Here is a 16752-nt window from a genome sequence, read left to right on the forward strand (position 1 = left end):
CAGGCGGCCGAGGCCGGAATACTGATCGTCTTTGAATTCGCCACGGTAGGTCATCTGCCCCTCTTTGAGGGTGCCTTCGCCGTTGCGCCGACCGTTGCGGAAACCGCCGACATACTGGCTGGCTGCGGTGGTCAGGCTGCCCTGGCCGTCGAACAGGCCTTGCTGGAACTGGCCCTTATAGACTTCGCCGTTGCTGCCGTGCCATTCGCCCTGGCCGTGCCACTGGCCCTTGTCGAACGCGCCGGCGTACCAACTGCCGTTGGGGTAGTCCACACGGCCCTGGCCTTGCAGCAAACCGTTGACCACATCACCCCGGTAGCGGCCGCCGTCGGGCAGGCGCGCATCGGGCGGCAACAGCGATTCGCCGTCTCCGCAAGCGGTGAGCAACAGGGCAAGGGCAAGGGGGGCGAGTGGGCGCATAGCGGGATCCGGATAATTGAGCGCCGAGTATGCCGCAGCTGCGAGGTTCATACATAAATTTACATCCCCTGTGGTGAGTTTCAGTCCCTCACCACAGGGAAGCGCTTATACGAAGCAGAGTGACAGCGACTCAGCGATGTACGCCGGTTTTTCCTGGCCTTCGATTTCCAGCGTGGCGGTGGCCTTGAACAGCCATTGGCCGGGTTTTTTCTCGGTGACGTCAGTGAGGGTGACGTTCAGGCGCACCTTGGAATTGACCTTCACCGGCTGGATAAAACGCACGCTGTCCAGGCCATAGTTGACCGCCATCTTCAGGCCTTCGGGCATGATCAGGATGTCTTCCATCAACTTGGGCATCAGCGACAGCGACAGGAAGCCGTGGGCAATGGTACTGCCGAATGGCGTTTGCGCCGCCTTGACCGGGTCGACGTGGATGAACTGATGATCGCCAGTGGCCTCTGCGAACAGGTTGATACGTGCCTGGTCGATGGTGAGCCATTCGGAACGTCCCAGTTCCTTGCCGACATAATCTTTGAGCTGCGCTACAGGTACATAGGGCATTGCGTCTCTCCTTGGTTCATCGATGCAGTTTTTATGGATTACAGAGAACCAATGTAGATCATCATGGGCAACCAGCCCGGTCAACCCACCATGCTTTTGGCGAATGCCGATGCATAGGGCCGGCATGCTTATAATGCGGGCGGGTTCAGAGGGGGGAGAGGACGGATGCTGTTACGTGGTCTGACATGGCTGGTGCTGTTTCAGTTGATTGGCACGGCGATCAATCATTTGCTGCTGCCGGTACTGCCGGGGCCGATCATTGGTCTGTTGCTGATGCTGGGTTTCCTGATCTGGCGTGGCGAGGTGGGCGAGCCCCTGAGCCTCGCGGCTGGCAGCCTGCTGCGGTATCTGCCATTGCTGCTGGTGCCGCCGGCAGTCGGGGTGATGGTCTACGCCAAGGACATCGCGGCGGATTTCTGGGCCATTGTCGGCGCGCTGGTGTTGTCACTGGTGATCGCCATGGCTTTTGTCGGCGTGCTGATGCAGCAGATGGTCAAGCGCAAGGAGAAGGATCAATGATCTTCGACTGGCATGGGGCGTGGACGGCCGTCATTCATCACCCGCTGTTTGGTATCGGTATCACCCTGGGCGCCTATCAGCTGGTGCTCGCGGGGTTCGAGAAAACCCGCTGGATCTTCCTGCAACCGGTGCTGGTCTCCATGTTGCTGGTGATCGGCGTATTGCTCACCTGCGGCCTGAGCTACGCCGAGTACCGCAAGAGCACCGAGATCATGGGCATTCTGCTGGGGCCTGCCACGGTGGCGCTGGCGGTGCCGCTTTATCTCAATCTGCGGCGCATTCGCCAATTGTTCTGGCCGATTTTTACTACGCTGGTGATTGGCGGCGTTTTGGCCACCGGCTTGTGCGTGCTGCTGGGCTGGTGGTTCGGCGCTGAACACATGATGCTGATGACCATGGCGCCCAAGTCGGTAACCTCGCCGATTGCCATGCTGGTGGCCGAACAGATTGGCGGCGTGGCGGCGTTGGCGGCGGTGTTTGTGCTGATCACTGGCGTCGTGGGGGCGATGGTGGGGCCGGCGCTGCTGTCGCGCCTGGGCGTGCACAGCCCCGAGGCGCGCGGTATGGCGTTGGGCATGACGGCCCACGCCGTCGGCACCTCGGTGGCCCTGCAGGAAAGCGAAGAGTGTGGCGCCTTTGCGGCGCTGGCCATGAGTCTGATGGGCGTGGCCACGGCGGTGTTCCTGCCGTTGGCTGTGTCAGTGATTGTTTAAACCAGGTTTAAGGAAACCTTTATGAGTCTGGCGCTGTTCCCGCTCAATACCGTGCTGTTCCCTGGCTGCACCCTCGACCTGCAACTGTTCGAGGCGCGCTACCTGGACATGATCAGCCGCTGCATGAAAAAGGGCGAAAGCTTCGGCGTGGTGTGCATCCTTGATGGCAAGGAAGTGGGCATGGCCCCCGACGGCTACGCGCTGATCGGCTGCGAAGCGCTGATTCGCGACTTCAAGCAACAGGACAATGGCCTGCTGGGGATTCGGGTAGAGGGTGGGCGGCGCTTTCGCGTGCTCGATACAGGTGTGCAAAAAGATCAGTTGCTGGTGGCCGAGGTGCAATGGCTGGACGAGCAGCCGGACCAGCCACTGGAAGAAGAGGACGCTGATCTGCTGGCGTTGCTCCAGGCCCTGGCCGAGCACCCGATGGTCTCGTCGCTGGACATGGACGCCCACGCCGAGGGCCAGCAAGCCCTGGGCAACCAGCTTGCTTATCTGTTGCCGTTCACGGACGCCGACAAGATCGACCTGTTGCAACTCGACGATCCGCAACAGCGGCTGGATGCAATCCAGATGCTGCTCGATGAGCTGCAGGGTGAGTTGTTTACCTGAATTTGGGAATTGACTGGCCAGCCTCTCGGATTTTTCCTTCGTCGCGCCTCAGGACCGACTGAAATAGTCCCCGATCACACACCTTGATCTGGGGATGGAAATGATTCGGCTAACGCAATCGGAACTGGCCACTTGGGACGCTTTTTTTGTCAGCATCACCACGCAACTGATCTGCAAGGATGAAAAGCGCGGCGCCGAGTTTATCGCCACGCGCGCCGCGGAGATCGCCGATGAAATGCTCTTGGAACGGCGCGAGCGCTATACCGAGCGCCGCGCCGCACCCGTCGACTGGATTGGCCCCGCCAAGGGTCAGTAAGCGTACCTGAGCAGTGCGTGGGGCGTGCCGGTAAAGGCGATAAACCCGAGTACCGCCACCACGGCCGGTAGCACCAGCCACCAGGCTTTGGCCGGCATCGGCGGCAACGGGCTGCGGTATTGGCTGACCGTCAGGCTGAACGCACACACCGTCATCGCCAGCAGTGTGCCGGCCAGGATGTCGGTGGGCCAATGAGCGCCCAGGTATACCCGGGACAGGGCGATAAACGCGGCGGGAATGCAGCCCAGTAGTATCCAGGTCAGGCGCAGCCGTGTCGGTTGGCCGCGCCCGGCCAGCACCGCCAGTGCCAGGAAAAACGCAAAGGCGCCGGAGGCGTGGCCACTGGGCATGCTGAAGCTGGTGAGCGGTTCTGTCAGGATTTCCGGGCGACCACGGGCGAAAAACAACTTGGTCCCGGTGTTGATCACGGCTGCCCCGGCCAGCGTGGCGCCGACAAACAGCGCATGGCGCCATTGTCGCGCCAGTAACAATAGGCCGGTGAGCACGGCGCTGGCGACGAACATCTTCTTGAACTCACCAGCTGGGTGACCATCACCATGGCTTCATCCAGCCAGGCGCTGCGATGCTCCTGCACCAGTGCGCTCAGGCCCTGGTCGAAATCGTTGAGGTGGTGATAACCGATAAACAGTGCAAGCAAAAGAATCAGACTGGCGCAGCCTGTCCACAGGGTGGCGCGACGATGGCCGCGCAGGCTGCTGTTCAAACTCAGTCCCAGCAGCACCGCCAGGCAGGCCGTGACAACTCCGGCCTCCGGCCAGAAGCCCTCCGGCAGCGGCAGGCGGAACGCGGCGCCAGTGGCCCAGCCCGGCAGCAAGTAAGCCACCGTCCAGCCGGCGGCTGCAAGAATGCTCACCAGGGCAAAGCGCGGGAACGGCATGTCACACATGCCGGCCACCATCGGCAGCATCGGGCGCAAGGGGCCGATGAAACGTCCGACCAGCAGGCTGGCGATGCCGTACTTGTGAAAGTAGGTCTCGGCACCATTCATCCATTCAGGGTGGTGGCGCAGGCCGGGCAGGCGGCGGATGTTCTGGTGGAAATGCCGGCCCAGGAAGTAGGAAACCCCATCGCCCAGCAAGCCGCCGAGAAACCCCAGCAACAGCGTTTCACTCAACGACAGCGCGCCGCTGCCGGCCAGTGCGGCAATGGCGAACAGCAGCACCGTGCCCGGTACGATCAAGCCGGCAATCGCCAGGCATTCCACGCACGCGACGATAAACACCGCGACCGCCAGCCATTGCGGGTTGACGGTCAGCCAGCCGGTAATGCTATCGAGCCATGGGCCCATAAAACGTCACTCCATCACCACAAAATTCAAATCAAAAAATAATCTCGGCCTTCGACCTGGCCTCGGCGCAGCGGGTTCCGTGTGCAATACGGCGCATAGCCAGCATCGACAAAGCGGTACATCAGGTGTTCATCGCGTCCGTTGGGGATGCCCAGGCGGGTGGTCTGGATGATCTGCGTCGGCGTCTGGCCCACGTCTTCGACGTAGAGCAATTCCTCGTCAAAGCGCTTGGCGTCCCACATCGGCACTTTCAGGCCCAGGGCTTTGCACAGCAGGGTCTGGCCGGCACACAGTTTCTGCGTGGGGCGCGGGCTGCCGTCGGCATTCGGGTTGTTGAGCAGCATCTGCGCCAGGCTTGCGGGGCCGGATACGTTATCGACCCACGGATAGGCCGATTTGATCAGCACGGCATTGCCCGGCCCATGGGCGCTGAAGTTCAAGGAATCGCCACCACGGGCGTAATACATGTAGATATGGCCACCATCCAGAAACAAAGCCTTACGCTTTTCTGTGTAGCCCAGTGAGGCGTGGCTGCCTTTTTCCGCCACGTAATAGGCTTCGGTTTCAATAATTCGCGCCGAAAGCCAGATTTCGCCGACGCGATGGCGTATGACTTTTCCGAGTAATTCCCGCGCAAGTAATTGTGCGTCCCGGTCGAAAAAGCCGTCGGGCAGGGCGCTGGCGGGGCGTTGGGGGGATGAACTGGGCATGTCGGTCAGGGGGAATACGGCTAAATGTGTCGGAATCATAACAACTCCCACCTTAATTACCGCTGAACCCCGGGTTTTTACAGTTCATTTCGACCATCCGCCCGTCACCGCTGTCAGTCGGGCGGCGTCACAGCTATAATCTGCCGCTTTCCTCTTTGCCAAGACTCCCTGACCATGACTGAGTCCGTTCTTGACTACATGACCCGCCTGGGTCGCGCTGCCCGTCAGGCCTCGCGGTTGATCGCCCGTGCGAGCACCGCGCAGAAGAACCGTGCCCTGCTGGCTGCCGCCGATGCTCTGGATGCTTCGCGCTCCGAACTCGCCGCCGCCAACGACCTGGACCTGGCCAACGGCCGCGCCAATGGCCTGGAGCCCGCCCTGCTGGACCGCCTGGCGCTGACCCCGGCACGTATCGACGACATGATCGAAGGCTTGCGTCAGGTGGCCAAGCTGCCTGACCCCATCGGTGAAATCCGCGATATGCGTTACCTGCCGTCCGGCATCCAGGTCGGCAAGATGCGCGTGCCGCTGGGCGTGATCGGCATCATCTATGAGTCGCGCCCGAACGTGACCATCGACGCCGCGAGCCTGTGCCTCAAGTCCGGCAATGCCACCATCCTGCGTGGCGGTTCCGAGGCAATCAATTCCAACCGCGCCATCGCGACATGCATCCAGCAAGGCCTGGCCGTGGCCGAGCTGCCCGCCGAAGTCGTGCAAGTGGTGGAAACCACCGACCGCGCCGCTGTGGGTGCGCTGATCACCATGCCGGAATTCGTCGACGTGATCGTGCCACGCGGTGGCAAGAGCCTGATCGAGCGTGTCAGCCGTGATGCCAAGGTGCCGGTGATCAAACACCTGGACGGCGTGTGCCACGTGTTCATCGACATCGCTGCCGATATCGACAAGGCCATCCGCATCGCCGACAACGCCAAGACCCACCGTTACGCCCCGTGCAACACCATGGAAACCCTGCTGGTGCACGTGGGTATTGCCGATCGCGTGCTGCCGCCGCTGGCTGCCATCTACCGCGACAAGGGTGTGGAGCTGCGCGGTTGCGAGCGTACCCGTGCACTGCTGGGCGCGGACGTGATGGAAGCGACCGAGCTGGACTGGTACACCGAATATACGGCGCCGATCCTGTCGATCAAGATTGTCGATGACCTGGACGAGGCCATTGAACACATCAATCAATACGGCTCCAAGCACACTGACGCCATTGTCTCCGAGCATTTCAGCGATGCACGGCGTTTCCTCAACGAAGTGGATTCCGCTTCGGTGATGATCAACGCCTCGACGCGTTTTGCCGACGGCTTCGAGTACGGCCTGGGCGCGGAGATCGGCATCTCCACCGACAAGCTCCATGCACGCGGCCCGGTTGGCCTGGAAGGGTTGACCAGCGAGAAGTACGTGGTGTTCGGCGACGGTCATGTGCGCACTTGATGGCTAAACGCATCGGGCTGCTCGGCGGTACTTTCGACCCCGTGCACATCGGCCATTTGCGCAGCGCCCTGGAAGTCGCGGATGCCCTCTCGCTGGATGAGCTGCGCGTGATGCCCAACGCACGGCCGCCCCATCGCGACACGCCGCAGGTGTCACCGCAACAACGTCTGGAAATGGTGCGCCTGGCGGTAGAGGGCGTACCGCCGCTGGTGGTGGACGACCGCGAACTCAAACGCGATAAACCGTCCTACACTGTCGACACCCTGGAGCTGATGCGCGCCGAGTTGGCCGCAGATGACCAGTTGTTTCTGCTTTTGGGCTGGGACGCATTTTGCGGCCTGCCCTCTTGGCACCGCTGGGAGGAACTCCTCCAGCATTGCCACATCCTGGTTTTGCAACGCCCGGATGCCGACAGCGAACCGCCGGATGCCTTGCGCAACCTGCTGGCCGCGCGGTCGGTAAGTGACCCCTTGGCCCTGACCGGGCCGAACGGGAATATTGCATTCGTCTGGCAGACCCCGCTTGCGGTGTCCGCCACCCAGATCCGTCAACTGCTGGCCAGCGGGAAGTCGGTACGTTTCCTGGTGCCTGACGCGGTCCTGGCCTACATCGATGCGCACGGGCTTTACCGTGCGTCGAACTGAAAAGGCGCGCTTGAACGCACGAACAGTCGTGCAGCGAGCGCCCGAACATACGAGCAAAACGAGTTTTTTATGACGAACAAAGACGTAAGCAAAGTAAAACGCAAAGGCACGTTCAAAAGCGCCCCGCTGCCGGTTGAAGCCCACGTTGGCCCGGAACTGGCTGGCGAAGAGCTGGTAAAAGTCGCCGTTGCCGCCCTGGAAGACGTGAAGGCTCAGGACATCCAGGTCCTGGACGTGCGCGACAAGCAGAGCATCACCGACTTCATGATCATCGCCACCGGTACCTCCAACCGCCAGATCGGCGCGATGCTGGACAAGGTTCGCGAAGCCGTCAAAGCCCAGGGCGTCAAGCCACTGGGTGAAGAAGGCAAGGGCGACAGCGACTGGGTGCTGCTGGACATGGACGACGTGATCGTTCACATGATGACCTCCAACGCCCGTCAGTTCTACGACCTGGAGCGTCTGTGGAAAGGCGCCGAACAGAGCCGTGCCGCTGATGGCAAGCACCACAGCCCGGAAGTGGGCCACGCGCACTTCGACAAGCTCAACAAAGACCAGGAATAAGGAACGGCTGTGCGCCTGCGTCTGATCGCTGTCGGTTCACGCATGCCCAAGTGGGTGGAAGAAGGCTGGCACGAGTATGCCAAGCGTCTGCCCGCTGAGCTGTCGCTGGAACTGGTGGAAATACCGCTCAACACCCGGGGCAAGAATGCCGACGTGGCGCGCTTTATCCGACAGGAAGGCGAAGCCATGTTGGCCAAGGTCGGCCCCAATGAGCGCATCGTCACCCTCGAAGTGCACGGCAAACCCTGGAGCACCGAGCAACTGGCGGTGGAACTGGATCGCTGGCGCCTGGACTCGCGCACCGTCAACTTCATGGTCGGTGGTCCGGAAGGGCTGGCGCCGGAAGTCTGTGCGCGGGCGGACCAGCGCTGGTCGCTGTCGGCGCTGACATTGCCGCACCCGTTGGTAAGGATTCTGATCGGTGAACAGCTGTATCGCGCCTGGACAGTCCTGTCCGGGCACCCTTACCACAAATAATCTGCGCCCCTCCCGATGACCCAGCCGATCCGCATCAAGGACCACGAGAAAGACGCACGTCTTGTACGCGCTCGGGTCGTGTTTGGTGCGATTCTGGTCGTCGGGCTGATGTGTGTGCTGATCGCCCGCCTGTATTTCCTGCAGGTGATCCAGTACGAATATCACTCCACGTTGTCGGAAAACAACCGGGTGCATGTGCAGCCGATTCCGCCGACCCGTGGGCTGATTTTCGACCGCAATGGCGTGGTGGTCGCGGATAACCGGCCCAGCTTCAGCCTGAGCATGACCCGCGAGCGTTCCGGTGACTGGCAGCAAGTCCTCGATGTCATCGTCGAAGTCTTGCAGTTGACGCCGGAAGACCGGGTGATCTTCGAAAAACGCATGAGGCAGGGACGCCGGCCATTCGAGCCGGTGCCGATCCTGTTCGAACTGACCGAAGAGCAGATCGCCCGTATCGCGGTGAACCAGTTCCGTTTGCCGGGTGTGGAAGTGGTGGCGCAGTTGGTGCGTCATTACCCACAGGGTGCGCACTTTGCGCATTCGGTCGGCTACATGGGGCGGATCAACGAGAAAGAGCTCAAGAGCCTCGACCCGGTCAACTACAGCGGCACCCACCATATCGGCAAGACCGGCATCGAGCGTTTCTATGAACCGGAACTGCACGGCCAGGTGGGTTACGAAGAGGTCGAGACCAACGCCCGTGGCCGCGTGTTGCGTGTGCTCAAGCGCACCGACCCGATTCCCGGCAAGGACATTGTGCTGAGCCTGGACATCAAGCTGCAGGAAGCGGCGGAGATGGCATTGGGCGGGCGGCGCGGCGCCGTGGTGGCTCTGGACCCGAAAACCGGCGAAGTGCTGGCCATGGTCAGCCAGCCGAGTTTCGACCCGAACCTGTTTGTCACCGGGATCAGCTTCAAGGCCTATGCCGAGTTGCGTGACTCCATCGACCGACCGCTGTTCAACCGCGTACTGCGCGGCCTGTACCCGCCTGGTTCGACCATCAAGCCCGCGGTAGCGATTGCGGGCCTGGACGCGGGTGTGGTCACGGCCTCCAGCCGCGTGTTCGACCCGGGCTACTACATGCTGCCCAACTACGATCACAAATACCGTAACTGGAACCGCACCGGTGACGGCTATGTCGACCTGGACACCGCGATCATGCGGTCCAACGACACCTATTTCTACGACCTGGCCCACAAGCTGGGGATCGACCGCTTGTCTGACTATATGGGCAAGTTCGGTCTGGGTCAGAAAGTTTCCCTGGATATGTTCGAAGAATCTCCTGGCCTGATGCCATCGCGGGAGTGGAAGCGTGCGACCCGTCGTCAGGCGTGGTTCCCGGGTGAAACCCTGATCCTCGGTATCGGCCAGGGCTATATGCAGGCCACGCCTTTGCAGTTGGCCCAGGCCACGGCGCTGGTGGCCAACAAAGGCATCTGGAACCGTCCGCACCTGGCCAAGACCATCGAAGGCGAGAAGCCGGTGGACGACAACCCTATCCCGGACATCGTGCTGCGCGACGCGTCGGATTGGACCAAGGTCAACCATGGCATGCAGCAGGTGATGCACGGTGCCCGTGGCACCGCACGCAAGGCCGCCGTCGGCGCGCAGTACCGCATTGCCGGCAAGAGCGGTACGGCCCAGGTGGTCGCGATCAAGCAGGGCGAGAAATACGACCGCACCAAGGTCCAGGAACGCCACCGCGACCACGCCTTGTTTGTCGGCTTTGCCCCGGCAGACGACCCGAAAATCGTCGTGGCCGTGATGGTAGAGAACGGCGAGTCCGGCTCCGGTGTTGCAGCGCCGGTGGTGCGCCAGGTGATGGACGCCTGGTTGCTGGCCGACGATGGCAGGCTCAAGCCTGAATATGGCGGCCCCCCTTCAAACACCGAGGTTACGGCCAGTGAAGAGTAATTTTGACCGCATCCTCTCCAGCGAGGATGTGATGCGTCGCCGTGCGACGTTGCTGCAGCGCATGCACATTGATGGCCCGTTGCTGATCCTGCTGCTGACCCTGGCCGCCGGCAGCCTGTTCGTGCTGTATTCGGCCAGCGGCAAGAACTGGGACTTGCTGATCAAGCAGGCGTCGTCGTTTGGCCTGGGCCTGCTGTCCATGGTGGTGATCGCCCAACTGGAGCCGCGTTTCATGGCGCGTTGGGTGCCGCTCGGCTACGTCGCCGGGGTATTGCTGCTGGTGGTGGTGGACGTGATGGGCCACAACGCCATGGGCGCGACCCGCTGGATCAACATTCCGGGGGTGATTCGCTTCCAGCCGTCGGAATTCATGAAGATCCTGATGCCGGCCACTATCGCCTGGTACCTGTCCAAGCGCACTTTGCCGCCGCAGCTTAAACACGTGGGCATCAGCCTGATCCTGATCGGCATACCGTTCATCCTGATCGTGCGCCAGCCGGACCTCGGCACCTCGCTGCTGATCCTCGCCGGCGGTGCGTTCGTGCTGTTCATGGGCGGGCTGCGCTGGCGCTGGATCCTCAGCGTGCTGGCCGCGGCCGTGCCGGTGGCGGTGGCGATGTGGTTCTTCTTTATGCACGATTACCAGAAGCAACGGATCCTCACGTTTCTCGACCCGGAAAGCGATCCGCTCGGCACCGGCTGGAACATCATCCAGTCCAAGGCCGCCATCGGTTCCGGCGGCGTGTTTGGCAAGGGTTGGTTGCTGGGCACCCAATCGCACTTGGACTTTTTGCCAGAGAGCCACACCGACTTCATTATTGCGGTGATGGGCGAAGAGTTCGGCCTGGTGGGCATCTGCGCGCTGTTGCTGATCTATTTGCTGCTGATCGGGCGTGGCCTGGTGATCACCGCACAGGCGCAGACGCTGTTCGGCAAATTGCTCGCAGGCGCCTTGACCATGACTTTTTTTGTTTACGTTTTCGTCAACATCGGTATGGTCAGTGGCCTGCTGCCGGTGGTTGGGGTGCCGTTGCCGTTCATTAGCTACGGCGGAACTTCGCTGGTGACATTGCTGTCAGCGTTTGGGGTTTTGATGTCGATTCATACGCATCGCAAGTGGATCGCACAGGTTTGAATAAGGTGAAGATGTCAATGCAAGTAATGCGCGGCTGGGCGACTCGGCATGCGTCCTGGATGGGCCTGATCGGGCTGCTGGGCGCAACGCAAGAGGCGCAGGCCGGTGACTACGATGGTTCACCCCAGGTCGCCGAATTTGTCGGTGAGATGACCCGCGACTACGGTTTCGCCGGTGAACAACTGATGGGCGTGTTCCGCGAAGCCCAGAAAAAGCAGGCGATCCTCGACGCCATCTCCCGCCCCGCCGAACGTGTGAAGCAGTGGAAGGAATATCGCCCGATGTTCCTCACCGACGCCCGCGTGGCACGTGGTGTGGATTTCTGGCGCCAGCATGAAGCCGTGCTGGCCCGCGCCGAGCAGGAATATGGCGTGCCGGCCCAGGTGATTGTCGCGATCATCGGCATTGAAACCTTTTACGGGCGTAATACCGGCAGCTACCGGGTGATCGACGCCTTGTCGACCCTGGGCTTCGATTACCCGCCCCGCGCCGACTTCTTCCGCAAGGAACTGCGCGAATTCCTGCTGCTGGCCCGTGAAGAGCAGGTCGATCCGCTGACCCTCAAGGGCTCCTACGCCGGGGCGATGGGCTTGCCGCAGTTCATGCCGAGCAGCTTCCGCGCCTACGCCGTGGATTTCGACGGCGACGGCCACATCAATATCTGGAGCAATCCCGACGACGCCATCGGCAGCGTGGCCAGCTACTTCAAGCGCCACGGCTGGGTGGGTGGCGAGCCGGTGGTGATCCGCGCCGATGTCAGCGGGGAGCGTGCCGATGAAGGCCTCACCCAGGGCATCGAGCCCGCCAAGACGGTCGGGGAGTTGCGGGCGCTGGGCTGGTCGAGTCAGAATGCGCCACGCGATGACATGCCGGTCACGGCGTTCCGCCTGGAAGGCGAAAATGGCCCTGAATACTGGATGGGCCTGAAGAATTTCTACGCAATCACGCGTTATAACCGCAGTGTGATGTACGCCATGGCCGTGCATCAGCTGTCAGACATGCTGGTCCAAGCACGGGGCAACAAGTAATGCGGGCATCGCCGTTCAATCAACCGCTCAAGCTGGTGGCGTTCGCCGCGTTGTCCCTGCTGGTCGTCAGTTGTTCCACCAGCCGTGGCCCGGCAACCCAGAAGCCCGGCGGCACCGCCGTGCGTTCCCAGCCGGGCCTGGACATCAACCGCGCCCACAAAGACGGCGCGCCGTGGTGGGATGTCGACGTGTCGAAAATCCCGGACGCCACACCCACCCTGCACACCGGCCCGTACAAGGCCAACCCCTACACCGTGCTGGGTAAATCCTACTTTCCGCTACAGGAATCCAAGACCTACGTGCAATCGGGCACGGCGTCCTGGTACGGCACCAAGTTCCATGGCCAGAACACGGCCAACGGCGAGGTCTATGACCTGTATGGCATGAGCGCAGCGCATAAAACCTTGCCGCTGCCCAGCTATGTACGGGTGACCAACCTGGACAACAATCGCACGGTGATCCTGCGGGTCAACGACCGTGGGCCGTTCTATTCGGACCGCATCATCGACTTGTCCTACGCGGCCGCGAAAAAGCTCGGCTATGCCGAAACCGGCACCGCACGGGTCAAGGTCGAAGGCATCGACCCCGCGCAATACTGGGCCCAACGTGGCAAGCCTGCGCCGTTGATGCTCAACGAGCCGCAGAGTGCACAGCCGCAAGTGACGGCTTCCACCGGCAAGATCGAACAGTGGACACCGCCCCCGCAGCAGCACGCGCCGGACACGGTGGTCGTGCCCCATGCAGCGCCAGGCGCCTCGGTCGTCGGCGGGCAATACCTGCAGGTGGGCGCTTTCGCCAACCCGGATGCGGCAGAACTGTTAAGGTCCAAGCTCAGCGGCATGGTCAACGCACCGGTCTTTATCAGCTCCATCGTGCGTAACCAGCAGACCCTGCACCGCGTGCGCATGGGCCCGATCGGCTCCCCGAGCGAAGTGGCGCAAGTACAGAACAGCGTGCGCCTGGCCAACCTGGGACAACCCAGCGTGGTCACCGCCGAGTAACAAAGGATTGATGGCTCAGGCCCGTACGCGGGTGTGGGCCGTGGTTGTTGGCTCGTTGAACAATAAAAACCCAGGGGCAAGGGGTGAGCGGGCAACCGAACACGTGACAGTCTGGTAGCGGGCTGTCTGAATAAGTTTTGCCCGCGAGGGCAAGTTTCCATAAGCAATTTCGAGAGACGGATGAACATCACCACCTTAGCCAAACGCACGTGCCTGCTTATCTCGCTGATCATCACCCCGGCCGCCTGGGCGGTTGAAATGGTGCCGGCTTCACCGCAACTGGCCGCCAAGGCCTGGGTCCTGATGGACGCTGCCAGCGGCAACGTGCTGGTCGAGAGCAACGGTGACCAACGCCTGCCACCGGCCAGCCTGACCAAGTTGATGACCGCCTATATCGCGACCCTGGAAATCCGTCGCGGCCAGATCGGTGAGAACGACCCGGTGACCGTCAGCGAAAACGCCTGGCGTACCGGCGGCTCGCGCATGTTCATCAAGGTGGGCTCGCAAGTCACCGTGAGCGACCTGCTGCACGGCATCATCATCCAGTCCGGTAACGACGCCAGCGTAGCCTTGGCCGAGCACATCGCCGGCAGCGAAGACGCGTTCGCCGACATGATGAACAAAACCGTGGCCGACCTGGGCATGACCAACAGCCACTTCATGAACCCGACCGGCCTGCCGAACCCGGAGCACTACTCGTCGGCTCACGACATGGCGATCCTGGCGCGCGCGATCATTCGTGTCGACCCGGTGCACTACGCGATCTACTCCCAGAAGGAATTCTTCTGGAACAACATCAAGCAGCCTAACCGCAACCTGCTGCTGTGGCGCGACAAGACCGTCGATGGCCTGAAAACCGGCCACACCGACGAAGCCGGCTACTGCATGGTGTCGTCCGCCGTACGTGATGGCCAGCGCCTGATCGCCGTCGTGTTCGGTACCAACAGTGAGCAGGCCCGTGCGGCCGAGACGCAAAAACTGCTGACCTACGGTTTCCGCTTCTTCGAAACCCAGACCTTCTACCAGAAGGGTGCTGAACTGGCGACCGCGCCGGTCTGGAAGGGCGCGACTTCCCAGGTCAAGGCCGGCCTGGCTGAAGACCTGACCCTGACCATGCCTAAAGGCCAGCTGAAAAAGCTCGCTGCCAGCATGACCATGAACCCGCAATTGGTTGCTCCAATCGCCAAGGGTGACGTGATCGGTAAAGTCGAAGTGAAACTGGACGACAAGGTGGTGCACAGCGCCGACCTGATCGCGCTGGACGCTGTCGACGAAGGTGGTATCTTCCGCCGCGTGTGGGATAGCATCCGTCTATTCTTCTACGGCTTGTTCAACTGATTGTGTGCACCTGCAAAGCCCCGCGTTGATCCGACGCGGGGCTTTGCTGTCGCCACGGCTTACCGCTTACGAGGCCGTTACGCCATGACCGATACCGAAGTAAAGGCACCCAAGATCGAATTCCCGGTGATCGATTACCCGATCAAGGTGATCAGCGACACGGGTGTGGGCCGCAAGGACAAAATTATCGAGATCGTTGCCAAGTACGCGACGATCAACGACAACCGCGTGGATGAGCGCCAAAGCTCCACCGGCAAATACACCACGATCCAGTTGCACATCGTTGCCACGGATCAGGACCAGCTCTACAACATCAACAGTGAACTGCGGGCCACCGGCTTCGTGCACATGGTGCTGTGATGCCACAGGTCCTGGGCTTTCGCGAGCTCGGCCAGATGGCCTACGAGCCTGTCTGGCACGCCATGCAGCGGTTCACCAATGAGCGCGGCACCTCGGCCCCCGATGAGGTCTGGCTGGTGGAGCACCCGCCGGTGTTCACCCAGGGCCAGGCCGGCAAGGCCGAGCATTTGCTGCTGCCGGGAGATATTCCGGTGGTGCAGGTCGACCGAGGTGGCCAAGTGACTTACCATGGGCCCGGTCAACTGGTCGCTTATCTATTGCTGGATGTGCGCAAGCTGGGATTTGGCGTGCGCGATCTGGTCAGCCGTATAGAGGCTTGCCTGATCGAGCTGCTGGCCAGTTATGGCGTGACCGCTGCGGCCAAGCCTGATGCTCCTGGCGTGTATGTGGACGGCGCGAAAATCGCCTCCCTGGGGCTGCGGATTCGTCACGGATGTTCCTTTCATGGCCTGGCCTTGAACGTGGACATGGACCTGGCGCCGTTTCGGCGGATCAACCCGTGCGGCTATGCCGGGTTGGCGATGACCCAACTGAGCGAACACGCCACACCGATTAAATTTGCCGAGGTAAGTGCCCGGCTGCGCGCGCAGCTCGTCAAACACCTCGACTATGCTGAGCAGACGACCCTTACGGGCGGAATCGACTGATTATGACTACTGATGCAGTGCAAACCATGATCCCGACGCTGGACATTACCGAGCGTCCGGCCCCGGCCCCGCGTGCCAAGGTGGAAGCCGGCGTCAAGCTGCGCGGCGCCGAGAAGGTTGCACGCATCCCGGTGAAGATCATTCCGACCACCGAACTGCCGAAGAAACCCGACTGGATTCGCGTGCGCATCCCGGTTTCGCCGGAAGTCGACCGTATTAAGGCCCTGCTGCGCAAACACAAGCTGCACAGCGTGTGCGAAGAAGCGTCCTGCCCGAACCTGGGTGAGTGCTTCTCTGGTGGCACCGCTACCTTCATGATCATGGGTGACATCTGCACCCGTCGTTGCCCGTTCTGCGACGTCGGCCACGGCCGTCCGAAGCCACTGGACGTCAACGAGCCGGAAAGCCTGGCCATCGCCATCGCCGACCTGAAACTCAAATATGTCGTGATCACCTCGGTAGACCGCGACGACCTGCGTGACGGCGGCGCCCAGCACTTTGCCGACTGCATCCGCGAAATCCGCAAACTGTCGCCGAACGTGATGCTCGAAACCCTGGTTCCGGACTACCGTGGCCGGATGGACGTGGCGCTGGAAATCACCGCCGCCGAGCCACCGGATGTGTTCAACCACAACCTGGAAACCGTGCCACGCCTGTACAAGGCTGCGCGTCCAGGTTCGGACTACCAGTGGTCGCTGACCCTGCTGCAGAAATTCAAGCAGATGATGCCGCACATCCCGACCAAATCCGGCCTGATGCTGGGCCTGGGCGAAACCGACGAAGAAGTCATCGAAGTCATGAAGCGCATGCGCGAACACGACATCGACATGCTGACCCTGGGCCAGTACCTGCAACCGTCGCGCAGCCACTTGCCGGTACAGCGTTTCGTGCACCCGGACGTCTTCGCTTGGTTCGCGGAGGAAGGCTACAAGATGGGCTTCAAGAACGTCGCCTCCGGCCCGCTGGTACGTTCCTCGTACCACGCTGATGAGCAGGCCAAGCTGGTCAAGGCGAGCCTGGTCTCGTAATACAGATGTGGGAGGG

Annotated in this window: 19 protein-coding genes and 1 pseudogene; 16 read left to right on the plus strand and 4 right to left on the minus strand. The window is 61.6% G+C overall.

Annotation, left to right across the window (positions count from 1 at the left end):
- Together IQK56_RS27600 and IQK56_RS27605 are read right to left on the minus strand one after the other, a co-directional pair.
- On the minus strand, positions 1-420 hold a 420-nt coding region (locus IQK56_RS27600), incomplete at its 3' end, for an MORN repeat-containing protein (protein ID WP_482827733.1).
- Positions 421-525: 105 nt separating this feature from the next.
- Positions 526-981 carry a MaoC family dehydratase gene (locus IQK56_RS27605; protein ID WP_003194496.1) on the minus strand — a complete coding sequence of 152 codons (456 nt, stop codon included), beginning with the start codon at positions 979-981 and terminating at the stop codon, positions 526-528.
- Between the two features lie 165 nt (positions 982-1146).
- On the opposite strand from IQK56_RS27605, the gene IQK56_RS27610 reads away from it, so the two are divergent.
- The 4 genes from IQK56_RS27610 to IQK56_RS27625 all read left to right on the plus strand — a co-directional run bounded on the left by IQK56_RS27610 (position 1147) and on the right by IQK56_RS27625 (position 3141).
- Positions 1147-1500 carry a CidA/LrgA family protein gene (locus IQK56_RS27610; protein WP_032884588.1) on the plus strand — a complete coding sequence of 118 codons (354 nt, stop codon included), beginning with the start codon at positions 1147-1149 and terminating at the stop codon, positions 1498-1500.
- A complete protein-coding gene (locus IQK56_RS27615) occupies positions 1497-2213 on the plus strand; it encodes an LrgB family protein (RefSeq protein WP_017735619.1) in 717 nt (238 codons plus the stop codon). The genes IQK56_RS27610 and IQK56_RS27615 overlap by 4 nt, the downstream gene beginning before the upstream one ends.
- Before the next feature lie 21 nt (positions 2214-2234).
- Complete coding sequence (locus IQK56_RS27620; RefSeq protein WP_122308041.1) at positions 2235-2825, plus strand: LON peptidase substrate-binding domain-containing protein; 591 nt, start codon at positions 2235-2237, stop codon at positions 2823-2825.
- Positions 2826-2925: 100 nt separating this feature from the next.
- Positions 2926-3141, plus strand: coding sequence for a hypothetical protein (locus IQK56_RS27625; protein WP_122308056.1), 216 nt, complete (start codon positions 2926-2928; stop codon positions 3139-3141).
- On the opposite strand, the pseudogene IQK56_RS27630 reads toward IQK56_RS27625, so the two are convergent.
- A pseudogene (locus IQK56_RS27630) lies at positions 3135-4450 on the minus strand (bifunctional DedA family/phosphatase PAP2 family protein). The gene IQK56_RS27625 and the pseudogene IQK56_RS27630 overlap by 7 nt on opposite strands.
- A 26-nt stretch (positions 4451-4476) precedes the next feature.
- Complete coding sequence (locus tag IQK56_RS27635) at positions 4477-5160, minus strand: DNA-3-methyladenine glycosylase (RefSeq protein ID WP_150676971.1); 684 nt, start codon at positions 5158-5160, stop codon at positions 4477-4479.
- Between the two features lie 174 nt (positions 5161-5334).
- Here IQK56_RS27635 and IQK56_RS27640 point away from each other — a divergent pair, with 174 nt between their 5' ends.
- From IQK56_RS27640 to lipA, 12 genes are all read left to right on the plus strand, one after another.
- Complete coding sequence (locus IQK56_RS27640; RefSeq protein ID WP_193861735.1) at positions 5335-6600, plus strand: glutamate-5-semialdehyde dehydrogenase; 1266 nt, start codon at positions 5335-5337, stop codon at positions 6598-6600.
- On the plus strand, positions 6600-7244 hold the full coding sequence (nadD, locus tag IQK56_RS27645) for a nicotinate-nucleotide adenylyltransferase (protein WP_122308038.1): 645 nt from the start codon (positions 6600-6602) through the stop codon (positions 7242-7244). Before IQK56_RS27640 ends, nadD begins: the two co-directional genes overlap by 1 nt.
- Before the next feature lie 69 nt (positions 7245-7313).
- Entirely contained in the window at positions 7314-7808 is a 495-nt protein-coding gene (rsfS, locus tag IQK56_RS27650; protein ID WP_003176298.1) for a ribosome silencing factor, read from the plus strand.
- Positions 7809-7817: 9 nt separating this feature from the next.
- On the plus strand, positions 7818-8285 hold the full coding sequence (gene rlmH / locus IQK56_RS27655) for a 23S rRNA (pseudouridine(1915)-N(3))-methyltransferase RlmH (protein ID WP_003176297.1): 468 nt from the start codon (positions 7818-7820) through the stop codon (positions 8283-8285).
- 15 nt (positions 8286-8300) lie between these two features.
- Positions 8301-10199, plus strand: coding sequence for a penicillin-binding protein 2 (gene mrdA / locus IQK56_RS27660; RefSeq protein ID WP_150761896.1), 1899 nt, complete (start codon positions 8301-8303; stop codon positions 10197-10199).
- Between the two features lie 31 nt (positions 10200-10230).
- A complete protein-coding gene (gene rodA, locus IQK56_RS27665) occupies positions 10231-11334 on the plus strand; it encodes a rod shape-determining protein RodA (protein WP_174244894.1) in 1104 nt (367 codons plus the stop codon).
- Positions 11335-11351: 17 nt separating this feature from the next.
- On the plus strand, positions 11352-12362 hold the full coding sequence (gene mltB, locus IQK56_RS27670; RefSeq protein ID WP_032884595.1) for a lytic murein transglycosylase B: 1011 nt from the start codon (positions 11352-11354) through the stop codon (positions 12360-12362).
- Entirely contained in the window at positions 12362-13363 is a 1002-nt protein-coding gene (locus tag IQK56_RS27675; RefSeq protein WP_193861734.1) for a septal ring lytic transglycosylase RlpA family protein, read from the plus strand. The genes mltB and IQK56_RS27675 overlap by 1 nt, the downstream gene beginning before the upstream one ends.
- A gap of 180 nt (positions 13364-13543) precedes the next feature.
- Positions 13544-14701 (plus strand): D-alanyl-D-alanine carboxypeptidase family protein, encoded by a 1158-nt coding sequence (locus tag IQK56_RS27680; protein ID WP_099584672.1) that lies wholly within the window; start codon positions 13544-13546, stop codon positions 14699-14701.
- Between the two features lie 84 nt (positions 14702-14785).
- The gene (locus IQK56_RS27685) at positions 14786-15061 is read left to right on the plus strand and encodes a DUF493 domain-containing protein (RefSeq protein WP_150676953.1); all 276 of its coding nucleotides are present in this window, start codon (positions 14786-14788) and stop codon (positions 15059-15061) included.
- Entirely contained in the window at positions 15061-15708 is a 648-nt protein-coding gene (gene lipB / locus IQK56_RS27690) for a lipoyl(octanoyl) transferase LipB (RefSeq protein ID WP_122308034.1), read from the plus strand. Before IQK56_RS27685 ends, lipB begins: the two co-directional genes overlap by 1 nt.
- A 26-nt stretch (positions 15709-15734) precedes the next feature.
- Positions 15735-16736 (plus strand): lipoyl synthase, encoded by a 1002-nt coding sequence (gene lipA, locus IQK56_RS27695; protein ID WP_163003191.1) that lies wholly within the window; start codon positions 15735-15737, stop codon positions 16734-16736.
- The last annotated feature ends 16 nt before the right edge of the window (positions 16737-16752 follow it).

Source organism: Pseudomonas cyclaminis (assembly GCF_015163715.1).
GTDB lineage: Bacteria > Pseudomonadota > Gammaproteobacteria > Pseudomonadales > Pseudomonadaceae > Aquipseudomonas > Aquipseudomonas cyclaminis.

Excerpts from the sequence above, each read along its gene's own strand:
- IQK56_RS27605 (WP_003194496.1), bottom strand. The coding sequence starts at position 981 with ATGCCCTATGTACCTGTAGCGCAGCTCAAAGATTATGTCGGCAAGGAA.
- IQK56_RS27610 (WP_032884588.1), top strand. The coding sequence starts at position 1,147 with ATGCTGTTACGTGGTCTGACATGGCTGGTGCTGTTTCAGTTGATTGGC.
- IQK56_RS27615 (WP_017735619.1), top strand. The coding sequence starts at position 1,497 with ATGATCTTCGACTGGCATGGGGCGTGGACGGCCGTCATTCATCACCCG.
- IQK56_RS27620 (WP_122308041.1), top strand. The coding sequence starts at position 2,235 with ATGAGTCTGGCGCTGTTCCCGCTCAATACCGTGCTGTTCCCTGGCTGC.
- IQK56_RS27625 (WP_122308056.1), top strand. The coding sequence starts at position 2,926 with ATGATTCGGCTAACGCAATCGGAACTGGCCACTTGGGACGCTTTTTTT.
- IQK56_RS27635 (WP_150676971.1), bottom strand. The coding sequence starts at position 5,160 with ATGCCCAGTTCATCCCCCCAACGCCCCGCCAGCGCCCTGCCCGACGGC.
- IQK56_RS27640 (WP_193861735.1), top strand. The coding sequence starts at position 5,335 with ATGACTGAGTCCGTTCTTGACTACATGACCCGCCTGGGTCGCGCTGCC.
- nadD (WP_122308038.1), top strand. The coding sequence starts at position 6,600 with ATGGCTAAACGCATCGGGCTGCTCGGCGGTACTTTCGACCCCGTGCAC.
- rsfS (WP_003176298.1), top strand. The coding sequence starts at position 7,314 with ATGACGAACAAAGACGTAAGCAAAGTAAAACGCAAAGGCACGTTCAAA.
- mrdA (WP_150761896.1), top strand. The coding sequence starts at position 8,301 with ATGACCCAGCCGATCCGCATCAAGGACCACGAGAAAGACGCACGTCTT.
- rodA (WP_174244894.1), top strand. The coding sequence starts at position 10,231 with ATGCGTCGCCGTGCGACGTTGCTGCAGCGCATGCACATTGATGGCCCG.
- mltB (WP_032884595.1), top strand. The coding sequence starts at position 11,352 with ATGCAAGTAATGCGCGGCTGGGCGACTCGGCATGCGTCCTGGATGGGC.
- IQK56_RS27675 (WP_193861734.1), top strand. The coding sequence starts at position 12,362 with ATGCGGGCATCGCCGTTCAATCAACCGCTCAAGCTGGTGGCGTTCGCC.
- IQK56_RS27680 (WP_099584672.1), top strand. The coding sequence starts at position 13,544 with ATGAACATCACCACCTTAGCCAAACGCACGTGCCTGCTTATCTCGCTG.
- IQK56_RS27685 (WP_150676953.1), top strand. The coding sequence starts at position 14,786 with ATGACCGATACCGAAGTAAAGGCACCCAAGATCGAATTCCCGGTGATC.
- lipB (WP_122308034.1), top strand. The coding sequence starts at position 15,061 with ATGCCACAGGTCCTGGGCTTTCGCGAGCTCGGCCAGATGGCCTACGAG.
- lipA (WP_163003191.1), top strand. The coding sequence starts at position 15,735 with ATGATCCCGACGCTGGACATTACCGAGCGTCCGGCCCCGGCCCCGCGT.